Below are 16780 nucleotides of genomic sequence, written 5' to 3' on the forward strand. Positions count from 1 at the left end.
GCAAGGGGCTTGGCGACTCGGGGGCGATACGCTATATATTTGTCTAGTTGTATAGTAAAGTAGACAACTTCGCAAGGTGTCTAGATGACCGAAACTTCCGAAAGACAAGCGTGGATGAGCACGCTGGCCAAGGCCCCCGCCGCCGACTTGGCGCGGTTGTGGGGCGCGCTGGAACTGGAACCTGAGCACGAGATGCTGCGCGCGCCCGAGGTGGGTGCGGTGATGGTGCGCGGCAGGACCGGGGCGACGGGCGCGCCTTTCAACCTGGGTGAAATGACGGTGACGCGGTGTTCGCTGCGGCTGGGCTGCGGTGCGGTGGGGCATGGCTACGTGCAGGGGCGCGACAAGGCCCATGCGACGACCGCCGCGCTGGTGGATGCGCTGATGCAGACAGGCGAGGCGGCGCGGGTGCGCGAGGGCGTCGTGACGCCTTTGACCGAGGCGTTGGCGGCGGCGAAGGCGAAGCGACGCGCCAAGGCGGCAGCGACCAAGGTGGAGTTCTTTACCATGCAGCGGGGAGAGGACTGATGCACACCGAGGCACTGACAGGCGGGTTCGGCGATGCGCCGGTGGATGCGGCACGGGCCTTTCGCGGGGCGATGAACGCGATGGCGCGGCCCGGGCGGATCGAGGAACTGGCCGGGGCTGTGCCGCCCGCGCCGCTTTCGGTGGCCGCCGGGGTCCTGGTGCTGACGCTGTGCGATGCGGAGACGCCTGTATACCTGGCCGGGGACTTTGATGCGCCCGCCGTGCGGGAATGGATCACGTTTCACACAGGCGCGCCGTTTGCCGGGCCGGAGGGGGCGATGTTCGCGCTTGGCTCGTGGGAGGCGCTGGGGCCGCTGGAAGCGTATCCGGTGGGAACGCCGGAATACCCGGACCGGTCGACGACGTTGATCGTCGAGGTGCCGGAACTGGTGACCGAAGGCGCGGTCCTGCGCGGGCCGGGGATAAAGGAGACGGCGCGGTTGCGCCTGCCGGAGGTGGCGGCGTTTCAGCGCAACGCCATGGCGTTTCCGCTGGGGCTGGATTTCTTTTTCACCTGTGGCGACCGCGTGGCGGCACTGCCGCGGACCACGAAAGTGGAGGGCTGAGCCATGTATGTTGCGGTGAAGGGCGGCGAGCGGGCCATTGAAAACGCCCATGCGTGGCTGGCCGAGGAGCGGCGGGGCGATACCGGCATTGCGGAGCTGTCGGTGGCGCAGATCCGCGAGCAGTTGAGCCTTGCCGTCAATCGCGTGATGGCGGAGGGGTCATTGTATGATCCCGACCTCGCGGCGCTGGCGATCAAGCAGGCGCGGGGAGATCTGATCGAGGCGATTTTCCTGATCCGGGCCTATCGCACGACGCTGCCGCGGTTCGGCGCGTCCGAGCCGGTTGAGACGGGGGAAATGGACTGTGACCGCCGGATCTCGGCCACGTTCAAGGATGCGCCGGGGGGGCAGGTTCTGGGGCCCACGTTTGACTACACGCACCGTTTGCTGGATTTCAAACTGGCGGCCGAAGGGGAGGTCCCGGAGGCGCAGGAGGCGGCGGCCAAGGACGGGCCGGTGCCGCATATCACGAGGTTTTTGAACCGCGAGGGGCTGATCCAGACCGAGGGCGAAAGCGACGCCACGCCGCCCGACCTGACGCGCGAGCCGATGGAGTTGCCAGCGAGCCGGGCGTTGCGGTTGCAGTCGCTGACGCGGGGTGACGAGGGGTTCGTGTTGGGCATGGCGTACTCGACCCAGCGGGGATACGCGCGCAACCACGCCTTCGTGGGCGAGCTGCGCATCGGCACGGTGGAGGTCGAGATGGAGGTGCCGGAGCTGGGGTTTGCCATCGGGATCGGCGAGATCACCCTGACGGAATGCGAGACCGTAAACCAGTTCAAGGGGTCCAAGACCGAGCCGCCGCAGTTCACGCGGGGCTATGGGCTGGTCTTTGGGCAGACCGAGCGCAAGGCGATTTCCATGGCGCTGGTGGACCGGGCATTGCGCTGGAAGGAGCTGGGTGAGGATGATCAGGGCGCGCCGGCGCAGGACGAGGAATTCGTGCTGATGCATGCCGACAACATCCAGGCGACGGGCTTTCTGGAGCATATCAAGCTGCCGCATTACGTGGATTTCCAGAGCGAGCTGGAGCTGGTGCGGAAAATGCGGCGCGTGGTTGAGGGCGACTCCGACACGGCGGGCGGTCTCGCCGGAAACGAGGCCGCGGAATGAGTTGGGGTGCCGGATCAGCCCTTGGGGGGCATGTCGTCGTCGGTTTCCTTGCGCGAGGCGCCGAAGAGCGGCCTTGGGTAAAGGTCCATGAGCATTTTGCCGGCCAGGAGTGCGCCGAAAAGCACGAGCAGGCAGATGATGATGGCAGCCATCATGGTGGGTCCCTTCCGTTTTGGGGTTCTGGCGGAGTCCGCCTAGCGGGTGAAAGCGGCGACAACGTGTTTAAAATGCAGCGTTTTTCGAGACAGAGACGTGTGGTGGCGAGATGAGCACGGGCCTGTCGCATATCACCTTCATCTGCGCCGACCTCGACCGGATGCAGCGGGTGCTCGAAGACGTGCTGGAGGCGCGGTGCGTCTATGCCAGTGGGGCCGAGCAATTCTCGCTGTCAGAGGAGCGATTCTTTCTGGTGGGCGACATGTGGGTCGCGATCATGAAGGGCGCGGCGCTGTCGGAGCGGACCTATAACCACGTGGCGTTCAAGGTGGACGAGGCCGATTTCGAGGCGCGCGTTGCGCGGATCGAAGCGCTTGGATTGGAGATGCGTCCGCCGCGGCCCCGGGTCGAGGGCGAGGGGCGGTCGGTGTATTTTCATTCGCCGGACGGGCATCTGCTGGAGCTGCACACGGGCACGCTGGAGGAACGGCTGGCGCGGTATGCGCGCGGACGGGAGGACGTGGCGTGAATATCGTGTTCGATATCGGCAATGTGTTGATCGCGTGGAATCCCTATGCGGCGTTCCGGCATGCGTTTGAAAGTGACGCGGAGATCGATGCTTTCCTGATGGACGCGGATTTTTATGCCTGGAACCTGGAGCAGGATCGCGGGCGCAGCCGGGAAGAGGCCGTTGCGGCGGTGCCGAATGGTCACGCCGCTTTGCTGGACGGGTATTTCGATCGGTTCCACCTGACGGTTCAGGACAAGATCTGTGAGACATGGTCGCTGATGGAGCGGCTGCGCAGCAAGGGGCATGGAATCTATGGACTGACGAATTTTGCCGCCGATACCTGGCCCGTCGCGCTGGAGGTGCATCCGCAGCTGGGCGAGGCGTTCGAGGACGTCGTGGTGTCGGGGCATGAGGGGCGGGTCAAGCCAGACCGCGAGATCTATGACCTGCTGTGCCGGCGCAACAAGCTGAGCCCGAGTGACTGCCTGTTCATCGACGACAGTGCCGCGAATGCGGACGGTGCGCGCAAGGCGGGTTGGCAGGCGCATCATTTCACCTCTCCCGACGGGCTGCGCCGGGACCTGAACGCGCGGGGATTGCTATGAGTGACTACAATTTCGCCTACCTGGACGAGCAGACCAAGCGGATGATCCGACGGGCGATCCTGAAAGGGCTGGCGATCCCCGGCTACCAGGTGCCGTTCGCCTCGCGTGAAATGCCGATGCCCTATGGCTGGGGCACGGGGGGCGTGCAGGTGAGTGCGGCGACACTGACGCCCGAGGACCGGATGAAGGTGATCGACCAGGGCGCGGATGACACGACGAACGCGGTGTCGATCCGCAAGTTTTTCGAGCGGACGGCGGGTGTGGAGACGACCGAGGAGACGGGGCGTGCGACGGTGATCCAGACCCGGCACCGGATCCCCGAGGAGGCGCTGACCGAGGACCAGATCCTGGTCTACCAGGTGCCGATCCCGGAGCCGCTGCGGTTCCTGGAGCCGCGCGAGACCGAGACGCGGAAAATGCACAGCCTGGAGGAATACGGGCTGATGCACGTGAAGCTATACGAGGATATCAGTCAGCACGGGGCGATCGCCACGTCCTATGCCTACCCGGTGAAGGTTGAGGGGCGCTACGTGATGGACCCGTCGCCCATCCCGAAGTTCGACAATCCGAAGATGGAGATGGCGGCCATTCAGTTGTTCGGTGCGGGGCGGGAGCAGCGGATCTATGCGCTGCCGCCGTGGTGCACTGTGGTAAGTCTCGATTTCGAGGACCATCCGTTCGAGCCGAGCAAGGCCGAGCATGACTGTGATCTGTGCGGGGCGGAGGACAGCTACCTCGACGAGGTGATCGTGGATGATGCGGGCGGGCGGATGTTCGTCTGTTCGGACACGGATTATTGCCGGGGGCGTCGGACCGCCGGGCATGTGGGGGCGCAGGGTGTGCCTTATGAGGAGGGCGCGGCGTGAGACACGGGGCGCGCAAAATTTTTTGGAAGAATTTTGGAGCGGATTTTTCGAAAAATCCGCGTGCGGGAGGGCTGGCGTGATGGCTCCGCTTTTGCAGGTGCGCGATGTTGCGAAGTTTTACGGATCCCGGGTGGGGTGCCGGGATGTGTCCTTCGACCTTTACCCCGGGGAAGTGATGGGGATCGTCGGGGAGAGTGGATCGGGGAAATCCACGCTTCTGGGCTGCCTCGCCGGTCATCTGGCTCCTGACGCCGGCGAGGTGATTTTCGACACACGCGGAGATGGTCCGCGCGATACGCTGAGAATGTCCGAGCCGGAGCGGCGGATGCTGGGGCGGACGGACTGGGCCTTCGTGCATCAGCACGCGCGCGATGGGTTGCGCATGGGTGTGAGTGCGGGCGGCAATGTGGGCGAGCGGCTGATGGCCGTGGGCGCGCGGCATTATGGGGATATCCGCAGCAGCGCGGTGGATTGGCTGGGCCGGGTGGAGATCGCCGAGGACCGGGTGGATGACCGGCCCACGGCGTTTTCCGGGGGCATGCAGCAGCGGTTGCAGATCGCCCGGAACCTGGTGACGGGGCCGAGGCTGGTGTTCATGGACGAGCCCACGGGTGGCTTGGATGTCAGCGTGCAGGCGCGTCTGTTGGACCTTTTGCGCGGGCTGGTGCGGGAGATGGGGCTGAGCGCCATCATCGTGACGCATGATCTGGCCGTGGTGCGGTTGCTGGCGGACCGGTTGATGGTGATGAAGGACGGGCATGTGGTGGAGACTGGGCTGACCGATCAGGTGCTGGACGACCCGCAGCATGGGTATACGCAGTTGCTGGTTTCCAGCGTGTTGCAGGTTTGAGGCGGCGGGATTTGAGTAATTTGGGAACAGTGAAGGCCGGGGCCATGATCGAGATCGAGAACGTGTCGAAGAACTTCGTGCTGCACAACCAGGGTGGCGCGGTCATTCCGGTGATGGCGGGGGCATCGCTGTCGGTGGGGCGCGGCGAATGCGTGGCGCTGACGGGGGCGTCGGGCGCGGGCAAGTCGACGCTGATGCGGATGATCTACGGTAATTACCTGGCCGCCTCGGGCCGGATCGTGGTGGGGGGCGTGGACGTGGCCCGGGCCGAACCGCGCGAGATTTTGGCGCTCCGGCGCGAGACGCTGGGGTACGTAAGCCAGTTCCTGCGGGTGGTGCCACGGGTGCCGACGCGGGAGGTGGTGGCCGAGCCGCTCTTGGCAGTTGGCGTGGATCGCGACGTGGCCTTGGCGCGTGCCGAGGAGTTGTTGCGGCGGTTGAACATTCCCGAAGGACTGTGGGGTTTGAGCCCGACCACGTTTTCGGGGGGTGAGCAGCAGCGGGTGAACATCGCGCGGGGGTTCGCGCATGGTTATCCGGCGATGCTGCTGGACGAGCCGACGGCGAGCCTTGATGCGGCCAACCGCGAGACGGTTTTGCGCCTGATCGAGGAGGCAAAGGCGCGGGGCGCGGCGATTGTCGGGATTTTCCATGACGAGACGGCGCGGGCGCGGGTGTGCGACCGGGAGATCGACGTGTCGGTCTTTACCCCGAAGGCAGCGTGATGTGCGCTCTTGGCCATACCGGGCGGTTGATCGGCGTTGTCGGGCCGTCGGGCGTGGGCAAGGACAGCGTGATGCAGGCGCTGGCGGCGCGACACGCGGGCGTGCGGCTGGTGCGGCGGGTGATCACACGTGATGCGGGTGCGGGCGGCGAGGATTCCGAGGCGGTCAGCGAGGACGTGTTCGAGGCACGGGTGCAGGCGGGGGCGTTCGCGCTGCACTGGCGGGCGCACGGGTTGCGCTATGGCGTGCCGGTGGCGGTGAATGAGGATCTGGCGGCGGGGCATCTGTGCCTTGTGAACCTGTCGCGGGCGGTTCTGGCCGAGGCGCAGGCGATGTTTCCCGGCTTTGCCGTGGTGCATCTGACGGCGCCGGTGGAGGTGCTGGCGGTACGGTTGGCGGCGCGCGGGCGGGAAAGTGCCGAGGTGATCGCGGCGCGGCTGGAACGGGCCGGGTTTGCCTTGCCCGACGGGCTGGCGCATGTGATCCGGGTGGAGAATACCGGGACCGTGGACGCGGCGGCAGAGGCGGTCTGGGCGCAGCTTCAGCCGGAGAGGGTGGCGCGATGAACGACGTGGAAACGCCCCTCGGCATCCTCGGCGCAGAGGCTGAGCGTGTCGATGCGGAAGGGCTGTGGGATCAGCGAGGCGACGTGGTCTTGCAGAACGGCGCGGAGGCGGGTTGCCTGCGCCTTGGGCAGTTTGCCCGACAGAGTGTAGTGGCAGCGGAACTGGTCCATTACATAGGGATAGCCCCATTGCAGCAGCAGCGCGTCCTGTTCGGGCGTGAGACCGGCGGCGCGGCGGCGGGCGAGGTCGGCGTTGGTGAGGGGGGCGCGGAACGGGTCGAGCGTGCGGACGGTGTCGGCGGCAAGGCGGTTGAGCGGGCTGGTGTTTCCGGTGGGCACGAAGGCCAGGAAGCGACCGAGTTGCGCCAGTTCCAGCCCGTCGAGTGTAAGAGGCGCGGCAAGGTCGCAATGTGTGGTGAAGGCGGTCAGGAGGTCGGTTTCCGTCCAGCCCTCGGCCAGATGGAAGGGCGGCTTGATCGTCGCGTGAAAGCCGTATTTGCGGGGTGTGCTGGTGATGTCGTCCCACGGGGCCGGAAGGCCGTCGATTTCGGGCGGGGTGGTTGGGGTTCCACTTTCCACGTCCCAGCCGAGCCAGTCGGCACCGAACCCGCCAAGCACCCCCTGCGGCGTGTGGTAGACAGCGTAGCGTCGGAAAGCCATGTGCGCGGGTCTGCCCATGTTTCAACTTCAAGACAAGTGATGGTTCCATGACAGAGACGTTTCGCCTTGCCAATGCCAGAGTGATCCTGCGGGACCGGGTGATGACCGGCTGCGTGACCGTGGAGGATGGCGTGATCGCCGGGGTCGAGGAGGGCGACGCGGTGGACGCCGGTGCGGTCGATTGTGGCGGCGGTTTCGTGGCGCCGGGGCTGATCGAGCTGCACACCGACAATCTGGAGCGGCATATCCAGCCGCGGCCCAAGGTGGACTGGCCGCATAACGCGGCGATCCTGGCACATGACGCGGAACTGGCGAGTACCGGGATCACCACGGTGTTCGACGCGATGCGGGTGGGGTCGATCCCGACGGGGCGGGGGCGGTACCTGGCCTATGCGCGGGGCCTGGCGAGCGAGCTGTGGGCGCTGCGCGAGGAGGACGCATTGAAGATCAGCCATTTTCTGCATTTGCGGGCGGAGGTGTGTTCGGAAACGCTGGAAGAGGAGATGGCGGAGTTCGGCCCGGAAGACCGTGTCGGGATCGTCAGTCTGATGGACCACACGCCGGGGCAGCGGCAGTTCCGGGATATCACCAAGCTAGCCGATTACATGAAGGGCAAGCACGCCCTGTCGGATGTGGAGTTCGAGGAGCATGTGGCGCAGTTGAAGGCGCTGCGGGACGCCAATGGCGATCGGCACGAGGCGACGGCGGTGCGCGAGGCGGCGCGCTATGGCGCGGTGCTGGCGAGCCATGACGACACGACCGAGACGCAGGTCGAGACCTCGAAGGGCTATGGCGTGGCGATGGCGGAGTTTCCCACGACGGTGGAGGCGGCGGAGGCCAGCCATGCGCGGGAGATCGCGGTGATCATGGGCGCGCCGAACCTCATTCGCGGCGGGTCGCATTCGGGCAACGTGGCGGCGGGGGAGTTGGCCGAGGCCGGGCTGCTCGATATCCTGTCGTCGGATTATGTGCCCTCGGCGCTGCTTCTGGCGGCGGTTAAGCTGGGGCATGACTGGGGCTGCATGGCGCGGGGGCTCGCGACGGTGACGGCAGCGCCCGCGAAGGCCGTGGGATTGCAGGATCGGGGCGAGATTGCGCCCGGCAAGCGGGCCGATCTGATCCGGTTCGACCTGCGCGGCGGGGCGCCGGCCCTGCGCGCCGTGTGGAGCCGGGGAAACCGCGTGGCGTGAGGCGGGATGGTGGGTTTTCACCCACCCTACGAGCGGCTGCGTGCGGGGCGGGCTTGAACCCCGGGGCGGGGACTGCGCATATGGCGGAAAAGTAGGAGTTTGGCGATGTCCACCGAGTATCTTTTCCCGCCCGCCCCGATCCCGGCCCTGCCTATCGAGGGCGAGACGGCCGTCTTTCCCATCCGGCGGATCTTCTGCGTCGGACGGAACTATGCGGCGCATGCGGCCGAGATGGGCAACGAGGTGGACCGCGAGGCGCCGTGGTATTTCAACAAGTCCGCCCATGCCTACTGCCCGGGGGGCGCGACCATCCCGATGCCGCCCGAGACGCAGAACTGCCATTACGAAATGGAGTTCGTAGTGGCGCTGGGCGGCGAGGCCGGGCTGATTTCCAAGGATGAGGCGATGTCGGCGGTGTTCGGCTATGGCTGCGGGATCGACCTGACGCGGCGGGATCTGCAGGCGCAGGCCAAGGAGACGCGGCGGCCCTGGGACCTGGGCAAGGATTTCGAGAATGCCGCCATTCTAGGGCCGCTGACGCGGGCCGATGCCTTTGGCGAGATTGGCGACCAGGCGATCTGGCTGGACCATGACGGCGCGCGGGTGCAGGAGGCGACGCTGGCCGACATGGTGTGGAGCGTGCCGGAGATCATCGCCCACCTGTCGCGATTCTATCGCCTGATGGCTGGTGACCTGATCATGACCGGAACGCCCGCCGGCGTGGGACCGGTGCAGCCGGGCAGCCGCCTGCATGGCGGGGTCGAGGGGCTTCAGCCGGTGCAGGTAAGTTTTGCGGGCTGAGATGAGGAATTGGTCCAGGGCAGTGTCAGAAAATTCGTACGAATTTTCTTCATACGAAGAAAATGGACGTGGGTAACCGACGATTGAATCGGACAAGGAAAACAACTCAGGTGACCTGTTGGAGCATCGGCCTTGCGGTGGTGCTCGGCGCTGCGGTGTTCGTCGCACAGGGCGCCTTTGCGCCGGAGCGGGTCCCGCCTGACGTGCCGGAGCCGGTGGTGGAGCGTCTGGGGACGGTGCCGAACTATGAGAACCCGCAGCAGCGCCATTCCAAGATGCTTGACGAGCTTGACTACAACGCGGCCATGGCGGTGAACGATGAGGGCGGTCATGGCTGGGCCGACAATCACGCGCGGATCGAGGATGCCGAGAAGATCGCTATGGCGCATTGCGCGGTCCAAGGGCCGGGGTGCCGGATCATCCTGAGGATTTTGCCCGAGACCCAGGTGGACATCGACGGTCAACCGCTGTCGCGGACCGCGGCGGAGGCGTTGCGGCGCTACGTGGACGAGCCGCGGTCGAAGGCGATCGCGTTGACCGGGCATGGCGGCTGGGGCGCGGCGTGGAACAGAAGCAGCAGACGCAACGCCGTCACGGGTGCGCTGGAAAGCTGTCGGAAGCACGAGACAACCACGGCGCCGGGAGTGGAAATAACCACGGAGTGCCGGTTGATCTGGACGGATTGAGACAGTCGGTTCTAGCGCCTTCTGGCCTTTCGGTGGAGCCAGGGTGGGGTGAGACCCCACCCTACAGTGCTATCCGAGGAGCCTTCTTGCGATGACCTGCGCCTGGATCTCGCCGGCACCCTCGAAGATGTTGAGGATGCGGGCGTCGCACAGCACGCGGCTGACCGGGTATTCCAGCGCGAAACCGTTGCCGCCGTGGATTTGCAGCGCATTGTCTGCCGCAGCCCAGGCAACGCGCGCGCCCAAGAGCTTGGCCATGCCGGCCTCGACGTCGCAGCGGCGGCCCTCGTCCTTTTCGAACGCCGAGTAGTAGGTCAGCTGGCGGGCGATCATGATTTCAACGGCCATCATCGCCAGCTTGTTGGCGACGCGGGGAAATTCGATCAGTTCCTTGCCGAACTGCTTGCGGTCCTGCGCGTATTGCATGCCGAGATCGAGCGCGTTCTGCGCCACGCCGATGGCGCGCGCGGCGGTCTGGATGCGGGCGGATTCGAAAGTCTCCATCAGCTGCTTGAAGCCCTTGCCCTCTTCGCCGCCCAAAAGGTTCTCGCCCTTCACTTTGAAGTCGTCGAAATTGACCGTGTATTCTTTCATGCCGCGATAGCCGAGCACCTCGATCTCGCCGCCCGAAATGCCGGGGTCCTGCCATGGTTCGGCATCCGTGCCGGGGGTTTTCTCGGCGAGGAACATCGACAGGCCCTTGTAGTCGTCGGTGTCCTGCACACTGCGGGCCAGCACGGTCATCACGTGGGTGCGCGCGGCGTGGGTGATCCAGGTCTTGTTGCCGTTGAGAACCCAGTCGCCGTTTTCGTCTTTCTTCGCGCGAGTTTTTAGCGCGCCAAGGTCGGAGCCGGTGTTGGGTTCGGTGAAGACGGCGGTGGGCAGGATCTCACCCGAGGCGAGGCCGGGGAGCCACTTTTCCTTTTGCGCGTCGGTGCCGCCGGCGATGATGAGTTCGGCGGCGATTTCCGAGCGGGTGCCCAGCGAGCCGACCCCGATATAGCCGCGGCTGAGTTCCTCGGACACAACACACATGGACGCTTTGCTAAGGCCAAGGCCGCCGAAGTCCTCGGGGATGGTGAGGCCGAAGACGCCCATTTCCGCGAGTTCCTCGATGATCTCCATCGGGATCAGTTCGTCCTTGAGGTGCCATTCATGCGCCTCGGGCAGGATCTTGTCGACGGAATAGCGGCGGAACTGCTCGCGGATCATCTCGAGTTCTTCGTCGAGGCCGGTGATGCCGACGGTGATCTCGGCGGCGCGTTCCTGCATCAGCGCCACAAGGCGGATGCGGGCGGCCTGGGTGTTGCCGGATTGGGTGAGTGCCTGAACCTCGGAGGTCATCAGCACGCGCATGTCATCCTGGGAAAGGCCGATATCCTGAAGGCGCAGGACCTCGCCCTGGTTCATCGGGATGCCGCCGTAGATCTGCCAGAGGTATTCGCCGAAGGCGATCTGGTGAATGAGTTGCTCGACCTCGCCAAATTTGCCCTCGTCTTTCAGGCGCGTGGCCCAGCCCTGCATCTGGCGCAGGGATTCGACATAGGTGGCGAGCCAGGCAAGACCGTGGCTGGCGGTCTGGTGTTGTTCCACGGCACGGGAAGACACGCGACCCTCGACGGTGACGAGATCGCGCAGGGCTTCCTTGGCTTTGTCGAGGATCTGTTCGGCCGGGGCCACGGCCTTGCCGGTCAGGTCCAGCAGGTCCTTCAGAATGATTTCGGTCGAAAGGTCAACGTCCTGTCCGTCATGCGCCATGGGGTAGCTCCTTCGGTTTTCGCCGCACCGGCATAGCCATTTCGCAGGTGCAGCGCAACTATTATGCTCGCGCGGCGCGCGAATTGGTCGAATATTGCGCTGTCGTGTCGCGGATGCTGGAGGGGCCGCGTTGATTTCAGGCAGTCATGGCGGTGATTTAGGCCGTGCGCGCCCCGGGAAAAGTGCTACGAGGGGCGCATGGACGCGTTACTTGGCCCGGACTGGTTGATGTTGATGGTGTTCGCCTGGGGCGTGGCCGTGCTGGGCGGGATCGTAAAGGGCGTGGTGGGATTCGCCATGCCGATGGTGGTGATATCGGGGCTGAGCACGGTGATGCCGCCGGAGCTGGCGCTGGCGGGGCTGATCCTGCCGACATTAGCATCCAACGGCTGGCAGGCTTTGCGCCAAGGCGTCCGGGCGGCGTGGGGATCCTTGGCGCGGTTCCGCGTGTTCCTGCTGGCGGGGATGGTGGTGATGCTTGTCTCGGCACAGTTCGTGCGGGTGATCCCCGAGGCGGTGATGCTGCTGCTGATCGGGGTGCCGATCATCATTTACGCGGGCTTTGCACTTGCCGGCCGGCCCTTGCGGCTGCCGCCCAAGCCGGGGCGGCGCGTGGAGGCGGGGATCGGCGCGGTGGCGGGCTTCTTCGGCGGCATCTCGGGCGTCTGGGGGCCGCCGACGGTGGCGATGCTGACGGCGCTGGACACCGAGAAGACCGAGCAGATGCGGGTGCAGGGCGTGATTTACGGGATGGGGGCGGTGCTGCTGACCGCGGCGCATACGGCCTCGGGTGTGCTGAACCGCGCGACGCTGCCGTTGTCGCTGTCGCTGATTGTGCCGGCGCTGATTGGCCTCTGGATCGGCTTCATGCTGCAGGACCGGATCGACCAGCGGTTGTTCCGGCGGCTGACGTTGGCGGTTCTGGTCATCGCGGGGCTGAACCTGGTGCGGCGTGGGATCCTGAGCTTTTAGGACAATCGTGCGGCTGCGCCGCGCAGAATAGCTCGTCGTTGCCCTGCGGGCGCCTCCTCGGTGGGGAAGGGAAACGCGACGCGTCAATCCTGTGATGTGCATTTGGCCGGCGGGGGCCTCCGGCGGGGATATTTGAAGCCAGAAGAAGGGGCGACGCGTTTGGCTTTTCCTCTGGCCAGAAATATCCCAGGGGGCGTCGAAACCATCGGTTTCCACGTGGGGGACTGGTCCCCCGCTGCGGTGCCCTCTTTCAAGCGCGGGACATATCCGGTAAAGCGCCCGGGACGAGTTAGACCCCTGATGGATGAGAGACGATGAAATTCACCCTGTCCTGGCTGAAAGACCATCTTGAAACCACCGCCAGCGTGGCGGAGATCGCGGAGGCGTTGACCGATCTTGGCCTCGAGGTGGAGGAGGTTTCCAACCCGGGCGAGCGGCTGGCGGATTTCACTATCGGCAAGGTGGTGAGCGCCGAGAAGCATCCCGATGCGGACCGGCTGCGGGTGTGCCAGGTGGAGACCGACGAGGGGGTGAAGCAGATTATCTGTGGCGCGCCCAACGCCCGCGAGGGCATCACCGTGGTGGTGGCCAAGCCCGGCGTTTACGTGCCCGGGATCGACACCACGATCGGGGTGGGCAAGATCCGCGGGATCGAGAGTTTCGGCATGATGGCGTCGGAGCGCGAGATGGAACTTTCGGATGAGCATGACGGGATCATCGAGCTGCCCTCGGGTGAGGTCGGCGCGCGCTTCGTGGACTGGCTGGCCGAAAACGACCCGGCCAAAGTCGATCCGGTGATCGAGATCGCGATCACGCCGAACCGGCCCGATGCGCTGGGGGTGCGGGGGATCGCGCTGGACCTTGCGGCGCGGGGGCTTGGCACGATGAAGGAGGCGCCCAAGGCACATGTCGAGGGGCAGTTTCCGTGCCCGATCACCGTCAGCATCGATGAAGATACCAAAACGGACGGGTGTTTCGTCTTTGCCGGGCGGCTGATCCGGGGTGTGACCAACGGGCCGAGCCCGGAGTGGTTGCAGGACCGGCTGCGTGCCATTGGCTTGCGCCCGATTTCGGCGCTGGTGGATATCACCAACTTCTTCACCTACGACCGGAACCGGCCGCTGCACGTCTTTGATGCCGACAAGGTCGCGGGGAACCTGCGGGTGCATCGCGCCAGCGGGGGCGAGACGTTCACCGGGCTGGACGAGAGAGAATACACCTTTTCGAAAGGGCAGGTGGTGATCTCGGACGACAACGGCGTTGAAAGCGTCGGCGGCATCATGGGCGGGCTGGAGACGGGCTGTACCGCCGAGACCACGAATGTGTTCCTGGAAGCCGCCGTGTGGGACCATATCCAGATCGCGCACACGGGCCGGGCGCTGAAGATCAACTCCGACGCGCGGTATCGCAACGAGCGGGGGATCGACCCGGCGTTCAACATGGAGGCACATGACCTGGCCACGCAGATGATCCTGGATCTGTGCGGCGGCGAGCCTTCCAACATCGTGGTGGCGGGCGAGGCGCCGGACGTGGCGCGCTCCTATCGCCTCGATGCCGCGAAGGTGCAGTCGCTGGTGGGCATGGAGATCCCAGAAGCCGAGCAGCGGCAGACGCTGACGCGATTGGGGTTCCGGCTGGAGGGCAACACGGTGCATGTGCCGAGCTGGCGGCCGGATATTCTGGGCGAGGCCGACCTGGTGGAGGAAGTGGCGCGGGTGGCGTCGCTGACCAAGCTGGTGGGCCGCCCGATGCCGCGGATGCAGGCCGGCGTGCCGCAGCCGATCCTGAGTGCCGCGCAAAAGCGCGAGCGGGCGGCGCGGCGGACGGCGGCGGCGTTGGGGTACAACGAATGCGTGACCTACAGTTTCATCGACAAGGCGAGCGCCACGCTGTTCGGTGGCGGCGAGGATGCCACGATGCTGGCCAACCCAATCAGCAGCGAGATGAGCCATATGCGGCCCGATCTGTTGCCGGGCCTGTTGCCGGCCGCCGCGAGAAACCAGGCGCGGGGTGCGATGGACCTCGCCCTTTTCGAGCTGGGCCATGCGTTTCACGGCGGCGAACCGGAGGAGCAGCATGTGCAGGTGAGCGGCATTCTGGTGGGCCGGACCGGGCCCAAGGATGTGCACAAGGCGAGCCGTCCGGTGGACCTGTATGATGCCAAGGCGGATGCCGAGGCGATCCTGGGGGCGCTGGGCGCGCCGGCGAAGGTGCAGATCCTGCGTGGGGCGTCCGAATGGTGGCACCCGGGGCGGCACGGTATGATCTGCCTCGGGCCCAAGAAGGTGCTGGGCGTGTTTGGCGAGCTGCACCCGAAGGTTCTGCGCGAGATGGATGTGAAGGGGCCGGTCGTGGGCTTTACGCTCTATCCGCAGGAAATTCCGCAGCCGCGCAAGGCGGGGGCGAACCGGGGCGCGATGAAGATCAGCGATTTGCAGGCGGTCGAGCGCGATTTCGCCTTCGTTGTGGATGCCGACGTGGAGGCGCTGACGCTGGTCAATGCCGCCGCCGGGGCGGATAAATCCCTCATCGAAGATGTGCGCGTGTTCGACGAGTTCATCGGCGGCAGCCTGGGCGAGGGCAAGAAGAGCCTCGCGCTGACGGTGCGGCTGCAACCCACCGACAAGACGCTGAAGGACGCGGATATCGAGGCCGTGTCGGCCAAGATCGTCGAGAAGGTCACGAAGGCCACGGGTGGCACGCTGCGCGGTTAAGGCGGTGCGGCGTCTGCTGGCCTGCCTGTTGATTTGGCTGGGCGGGGCTGCGTTTGCGGACACCGGGTGTTTGCGGGCTGTTGAGGATGGTCCGACAGATCGCGCGGCCGCTGCGCGACTGGTGTTCGATTTTCACGAGATACCCGGCTATCCATACGCAATCTTCGCCGGGTTTCCATTGCGCACCATTCGGGACGGGAGGCTGGAGCCCTTGGGTGCGGACGGGTACCCGCATGGCCAGCTCTGGGCTTACGAGCGATATGCGGTGGCCACCGATGGCACGGTCTATGGTTTTGGACAAGACGTGCATCATCGTGTTTACCGGATGCGCCCCGGAGAAGACCAGTTCACCGTATTGCCGGTGAAAGGATATCGAGCCGTTCACTATGACGTGCAATCCGACAGGCTGTTCTTGCGTTACGATGGCAGGCCCTTGCAGGAGTGGAGTGAGAGCGGCGGAGAGACACTCTCTTCGCTGGCGGGGGTGGACTATGGGTTGAACGATATCCTGCCGCAGTACTTCGAGGCGCTAGAAGGGTATCTTTCGTTCTCGGACGAGCGGCTCTACTGGCGGTCTGAAACAGGCGGTGACTGGCAGCGCGTGCGGCTGGGCTGGTTCGATCGGCATGTGCCAGACGACATCTGGACGCTTGAGCCGCGGCGATCCTATGTCGATGCGGCGTCGGGCCTGTTCGCGTTGCAGTTTTCCAATGACGTTTTGGTTTTCGACGCGCGCGGCGGTGCGCCGGAGTTCCTCTATGCGGTGCGCGATGTGGACCGCGTTTTCCATGTGGGGGACGGGCCAATCGTGGCGGTCATTGGCGGGCTGCTACTGGATGACAAGCGGACGCGCCACACCGTGCAGGTCATCGGGCGGGACGGGCCGAGACTGGTGCAGCCGGACGATGCGGTGGTCGGCGCGCAGGTCGAGAGACTGAATGTCCCGTGGAATGGCGTTTCGGCCACGGGATATGTTCTGCCGCCGCTTTTTCGTATCGACGATACGTGGATGTTTTTTGACGGCGCGCGTTTCGTCGCGGCGCCCGCGCTTGGGCGCGACGAAACGGGACTTTATCCGCGTTGGACGCAGTGGGGAAAGCGATTGTTCCTGCTGGACCAGCGCGGCTGGTGGGAGGTGCAGCGTGACCTGACGCTGACACCGGGTGCTTTGCCTCTGAGATACCGAGTGCCGCTGGATGTGGAGTTGGAAGTGAGCGAGATATTCGGCGCCGTGTTTGCAGGGCGGCGGGAACAGGGGCTTTGGGTCAGCCGGGATGGTCTGGAATTCGCGCAGGTTGACACCGGCGACGTGCCGGTGCGGGAGTACGCGACAGATCTGCCTGCGGGCGGCGAGGGCGTGGTGCTGGCGGATGACGGACTGTACCTGATCGACGGGGTGTGCGTGGAGGGCGCGGTGCGTTAAACGCACAGGTGCGTGGGTTTTTACCCACCCTACTATTGGGAGCTAATGGCGTGTTGCAGCGCGTTCGGCTTGTAATCCGGGCCGCGGGATG

18 protein-coding genes are annotated in these 16780 nt (G+C 65.4%); 15 read left to right on the forward strand and 3 right to left on the reverse strand.

The annotated features are described in order from the left end of the window. The first annotated feature begins 84 nt into the window (after positions 1 to 84). The 3 genes from phnG to FIU86_RS02970 are packed head-to-tail and all read left to right on the forward strand — an operon-like array spanning position 85 to position 2207. On the forward strand, positions 85 to 528 hold the full coding sequence (gene phnG, locus FIU86_RS02960) for a phosphonate C-P lyase system protein PhnG (RefSeq protein WP_152473718.1): 444 nt from the start codon (positions 85 to 87) through the stop codon (positions 526 to 528). After that, positions 528 to 1094 carry a phosphonate C-P lyase system protein PhnH gene (gene phnH, locus FIU86_RS02965; RefSeq protein WP_152473719.1) on the forward strand — a complete coding sequence of 189 codons (567 nt, stop codon included), beginning with the start codon at positions 528 to 530 and terminating at the stop codon, positions 1092 to 1094. Before phnG ends, phnH begins: the two co-directional genes overlap by 1 nt. A 3-nt stretch (positions 1095 to 1097) precedes the next feature. Next, complete coding sequence (locus FIU86_RS02970; protein ID WP_152473720.1) at positions 1098 to 2207, forward strand: carbon-phosphorus lyase complex subunit PhnI; 1110 nt, start codon at positions 1098 to 1100, stop codon at positions 2205 to 2207. 14 nt (positions 2208 to 2221) lie between these two features. On the opposite strand, the gene FIU86_RS22500 is transcribed toward FIU86_RS02970, so the two are convergent. Continuing rightward, positions 2222 to 2362, reverse strand: a complete 141-nt coding sequence (locus tag FIU86_RS22500; RefSeq protein WP_172977411.1) for a hypothetical protein — start codon at positions 2360 to 2362, stop codon at positions 2222 to 2224. Between the two features lie 110 nt (positions 2363 to 2472). On the opposite strand from FIU86_RS22500, the gene fosX reads away from it, so the two are divergent. From fosX to phnN, 6 genes are all read left to right on the forward strand, one after another. Further along, positions 2473 to 2892, forward strand: a complete 420-nt coding sequence (fosX, locus tag FIU86_RS02975; protein ID WP_152473721.1) for a FosX/FosE/FosI family fosfomycin resistance hydrolase — start codon at positions 2473 to 2475, stop codon at positions 2890 to 2892. Then, positions 2889 to 3479 carry an HAD family phosphatase gene (locus FIU86_RS02980; protein ID WP_152473722.1) on the forward strand — a complete coding sequence of 197 codons (591 nt, stop codon included), beginning with the start codon at positions 2889 to 2891 and terminating at the stop codon, positions 3477 to 3479. Before fosX ends, FIU86_RS02980 begins: the two co-directional genes overlap by 4 nt. Next, a complete protein-coding gene (locus tag FIU86_RS02985; RefSeq protein WP_152473723.1) occupies positions 3476 to 4345 on the forward strand; it encodes an alpha-D-ribose 1-methylphosphonate 5-phosphate C-P-lyase PhnJ in 870 nt (289 codons plus the stop codon). Before FIU86_RS02980 ends, FIU86_RS02985 begins: the two co-directional genes overlap by 4 nt. 79 nt (positions 4346 to 4424) lie before the next feature. Continuing rightward, positions 4425 to 5195 (forward strand): phosphonate C-P lyase system protein PhnK, encoded by a 771-nt coding sequence (gene phnK, locus FIU86_RS02990; protein ID WP_152473724.1) that lies wholly within the window; start codon positions 4425 to 4427, stop codon positions 5193 to 5195. A 44-nt stretch (positions 5196 to 5239) separates the two neighbouring features. Continuing rightward, positions 5240 to 5920, forward strand: a complete 681-nt coding sequence (gene phnL / locus FIU86_RS02995; RefSeq protein ID WP_152476893.1) for a phosphonate C-P lyase system protein PhnL — start codon at positions 5240 to 5242, stop codon at positions 5918 to 5920. After that, a complete protein-coding gene (gene phnN / locus FIU86_RS03000) occupies positions 5920 to 6486 on the forward strand; it encodes a phosphonate metabolism protein/1,5-bisphosphokinase (PRPP-forming) PhnN (protein WP_152473725.1) in 567 nt (188 codons plus the stop codon). Before phnL ends, phnN begins: the two co-directional genes overlap by 1 nt. Here phnN and FIU86_RS03005 read toward each other — a convergent pair. Further along, positions 6462 to 7145, reverse strand: coding sequence for a DUF1045 domain-containing protein (locus tag FIU86_RS03005; protein WP_152473726.1), 684 nt, complete (start codon positions 7143 to 7145; stop codon positions 6462 to 6464). The two genes, phnN and FIU86_RS03005, sit on opposite strands and share 25 nt — an antisense overlap. A 47-nt stretch (positions 7146 to 7192) precedes the next feature. On the opposite strand from FIU86_RS03005, the gene FIU86_RS03010 reads away from it, so the two are divergent. From FIU86_RS03010 to FIU86_RS03020, 3 genes are all read left to right on the forward strand, one after another. After that, on the forward strand, positions 7193 to 8335 hold the full coding sequence (locus tag FIU86_RS03010; RefSeq protein WP_152473727.1) for an alpha-D-ribose 1-methylphosphonate 5-triphosphate diphosphatase: 1143 nt from the start codon (positions 7193 to 7195) through the stop codon (positions 8333 to 8335). A 105-nt stretch (positions 8336 to 8440) separates the two neighbouring features. Continuing rightward, on the forward strand, positions 8441 to 9136 hold the full coding sequence (locus tag FIU86_RS03015) for a fumarylacetoacetate hydrolase family protein (RefSeq protein WP_152473728.1): 696 nt from the start codon (positions 8441 to 8443) through the stop codon (positions 9134 to 9136). Between the two features lie 110 nt (positions 9137 to 9246). Continuing rightward, positions 9247 to 9822, forward strand: coding sequence for a hypothetical protein (locus FIU86_RS03020; protein WP_152473729.1), 576 nt, complete (start codon positions 9247 to 9249; stop codon positions 9820 to 9822). Between the two features lie 69 nt (positions 9823 to 9891). Here FIU86_RS03020 and FIU86_RS03025 read toward each other — a convergent pair whose 3' ends face one another. Next, entirely contained in the window at positions 9892 to 11580 is a 1689-nt protein-coding gene (locus FIU86_RS03025) for an acyl-CoA dehydrogenase family protein (protein WP_152473730.1), read from the reverse strand. A 198-nt stretch (positions 11581 to 11778) separates the two neighbouring features. Here FIU86_RS03025 and FIU86_RS03030 point away from each other — a divergent pair, with 198 nt between their 5' ends. The 3 genes from FIU86_RS03030 (at position 11779) to FIU86_RS03040 (ending at position 16689) form a co-directional block, all read left to right on the forward strand. Beyond that, positions 11779 to 12552, forward strand: a complete 774-nt coding sequence (locus FIU86_RS03030) for a sulfite exporter TauE/SafE family protein (RefSeq protein WP_152473731.1) — start codon at positions 11779 to 11781, stop codon at positions 12550 to 12552. Positions 12553 to 12866: 314 nt separating this feature from the next. After that, positions 12867 to 15266 carry a phenylalanine--tRNA ligase subunit beta gene (gene pheT, locus FIU86_RS03035; RefSeq protein ID WP_152473732.1) on the forward strand — a complete coding sequence of 800 codons (2400 nt, stop codon included), beginning with the start codon at positions 12867 to 12869 and terminating at the stop codon, positions 15264 to 15266. Next, positions 15247 to 16689 (forward strand): hypothetical protein, encoded by a 1443-nt coding sequence (locus FIU86_RS03040; RefSeq protein WP_152473733.1) that lies wholly within the window; start codon positions 15247 to 15249, stop codon positions 16687 to 16689. Before pheT ends, FIU86_RS03040 begins: the two co-directional genes overlap by 20 nt. Positions 16690 to 16780 lie beyond the last annotated feature (91 nt).

It is taken from the genome of Roseovarius sp. THAF9, assembly GCF_009363715.1.
In the GTDB taxonomy this organism is placed as follows: Bacteria; Pseudomonadota; Alphaproteobacteria; order Rhodobacterales; family Rhodobacteraceae; genus Roseovarius.

What these genes read in the sequence shown, in the direction of transcription:
- fosX (WP_152473721.1), top strand. Translation starts at nt 2,473, where the DNA reads ATGAGCACGGGCCTGTCGCATATCACCTTCATCTGCGCCGACCTCGAC.
- pheT (WP_152473732.1), top strand. Translation starts at nt 12,867, where the DNA reads ATGAAATTCACCCTGTCCTGGCTGAAAGACCATCTTGAAACCACCGCC.
- FIU86_RS02970 (WP_152473720.1), top strand. Translation starts at nt 1,098, where the DNA reads ATGTATGTTGCGGTGAAGGGCGGCGAGCGGGCCATTGAAAACGCCCAT.
- FIU86_RS03015 (WP_152473728.1), top strand. Translation starts at nt 8,441, where the DNA reads ATGTCCACCGAGTATCTTTTCCCGCCCGCCCCGATCCCGGCCCTGCCT.
- FIU86_RS03030 (WP_152473731.1), top strand. Translation starts at nt 11,779, where the DNA reads ATGGACGCGTTACTTGGCCCGGACTGGTTGATGTTGATGGTGTTCGCC.
- FIU86_RS22500 (WP_172977411.1), bottom strand. Translation starts at nt 2,362, where the DNA reads ATGATGGCTGCCATCATCATCTGCCTGCTCGTGCTTTTCGGCGCACTC.
- FIU86_RS03025 (WP_152473730.1), bottom strand. Translation starts at nt 11,580, where the DNA reads ATGGCGCATGACGGACAGGACGTTGACCTTTCGACCGAAATCATTCTG.
- phnN (WP_152473725.1), top strand. Translation starts at nt 5,920, where the DNA reads ATGTGCGCTCTTGGCCATACCGGGCGGTTGATCGGCGTTGTCGGGCCG.
- phnH (WP_152473719.1), top strand. Translation starts at nt 528, where the DNA reads ATGCACACCGAGGCACTGACAGGCGGGTTCGGCGATGCGCCGGTGGAT.
- FIU86_RS03005 (WP_152473726.1), bottom strand. Translation starts at nt 7,145, where the DNA reads ATGGCTTTCCGACGCTACGCTGTCTACCACACGCCGCAGGGGGTGCTT.
- phnL (WP_152476893.1), top strand. Translation starts at nt 5,240, where the DNA reads ATGATCGAGATCGAGAACGTGTCGAAGAACTTCGTGCTGCACAACCAG.
- phnK (WP_152473724.1), top strand. Translation starts at nt 4,425, where the DNA reads ATGGCTCCGCTTTTGCAGGTGCGCGATGTTGCGAAGTTTTACGGATCC.
- FIU86_RS03010 (WP_152473727.1), top strand. Translation starts at nt 7,193, where the DNA reads ATGACAGAGACGTTTCGCCTTGCCAATGCCAGAGTGATCCTGCGGGAC.
- FIU86_RS02985 (WP_152473723.1), top strand. Translation starts at nt 3,476, where the DNA reads ATGAGTGACTACAATTTCGCCTACCTGGACGAGCAGACCAAGCGGATG.
- phnG (WP_152473718.1), top strand. Translation starts at nt 85, where the DNA reads ATGACCGAAACTTCCGAAAGACAAGCGTGGATGAGCACGCTGGCCAAG.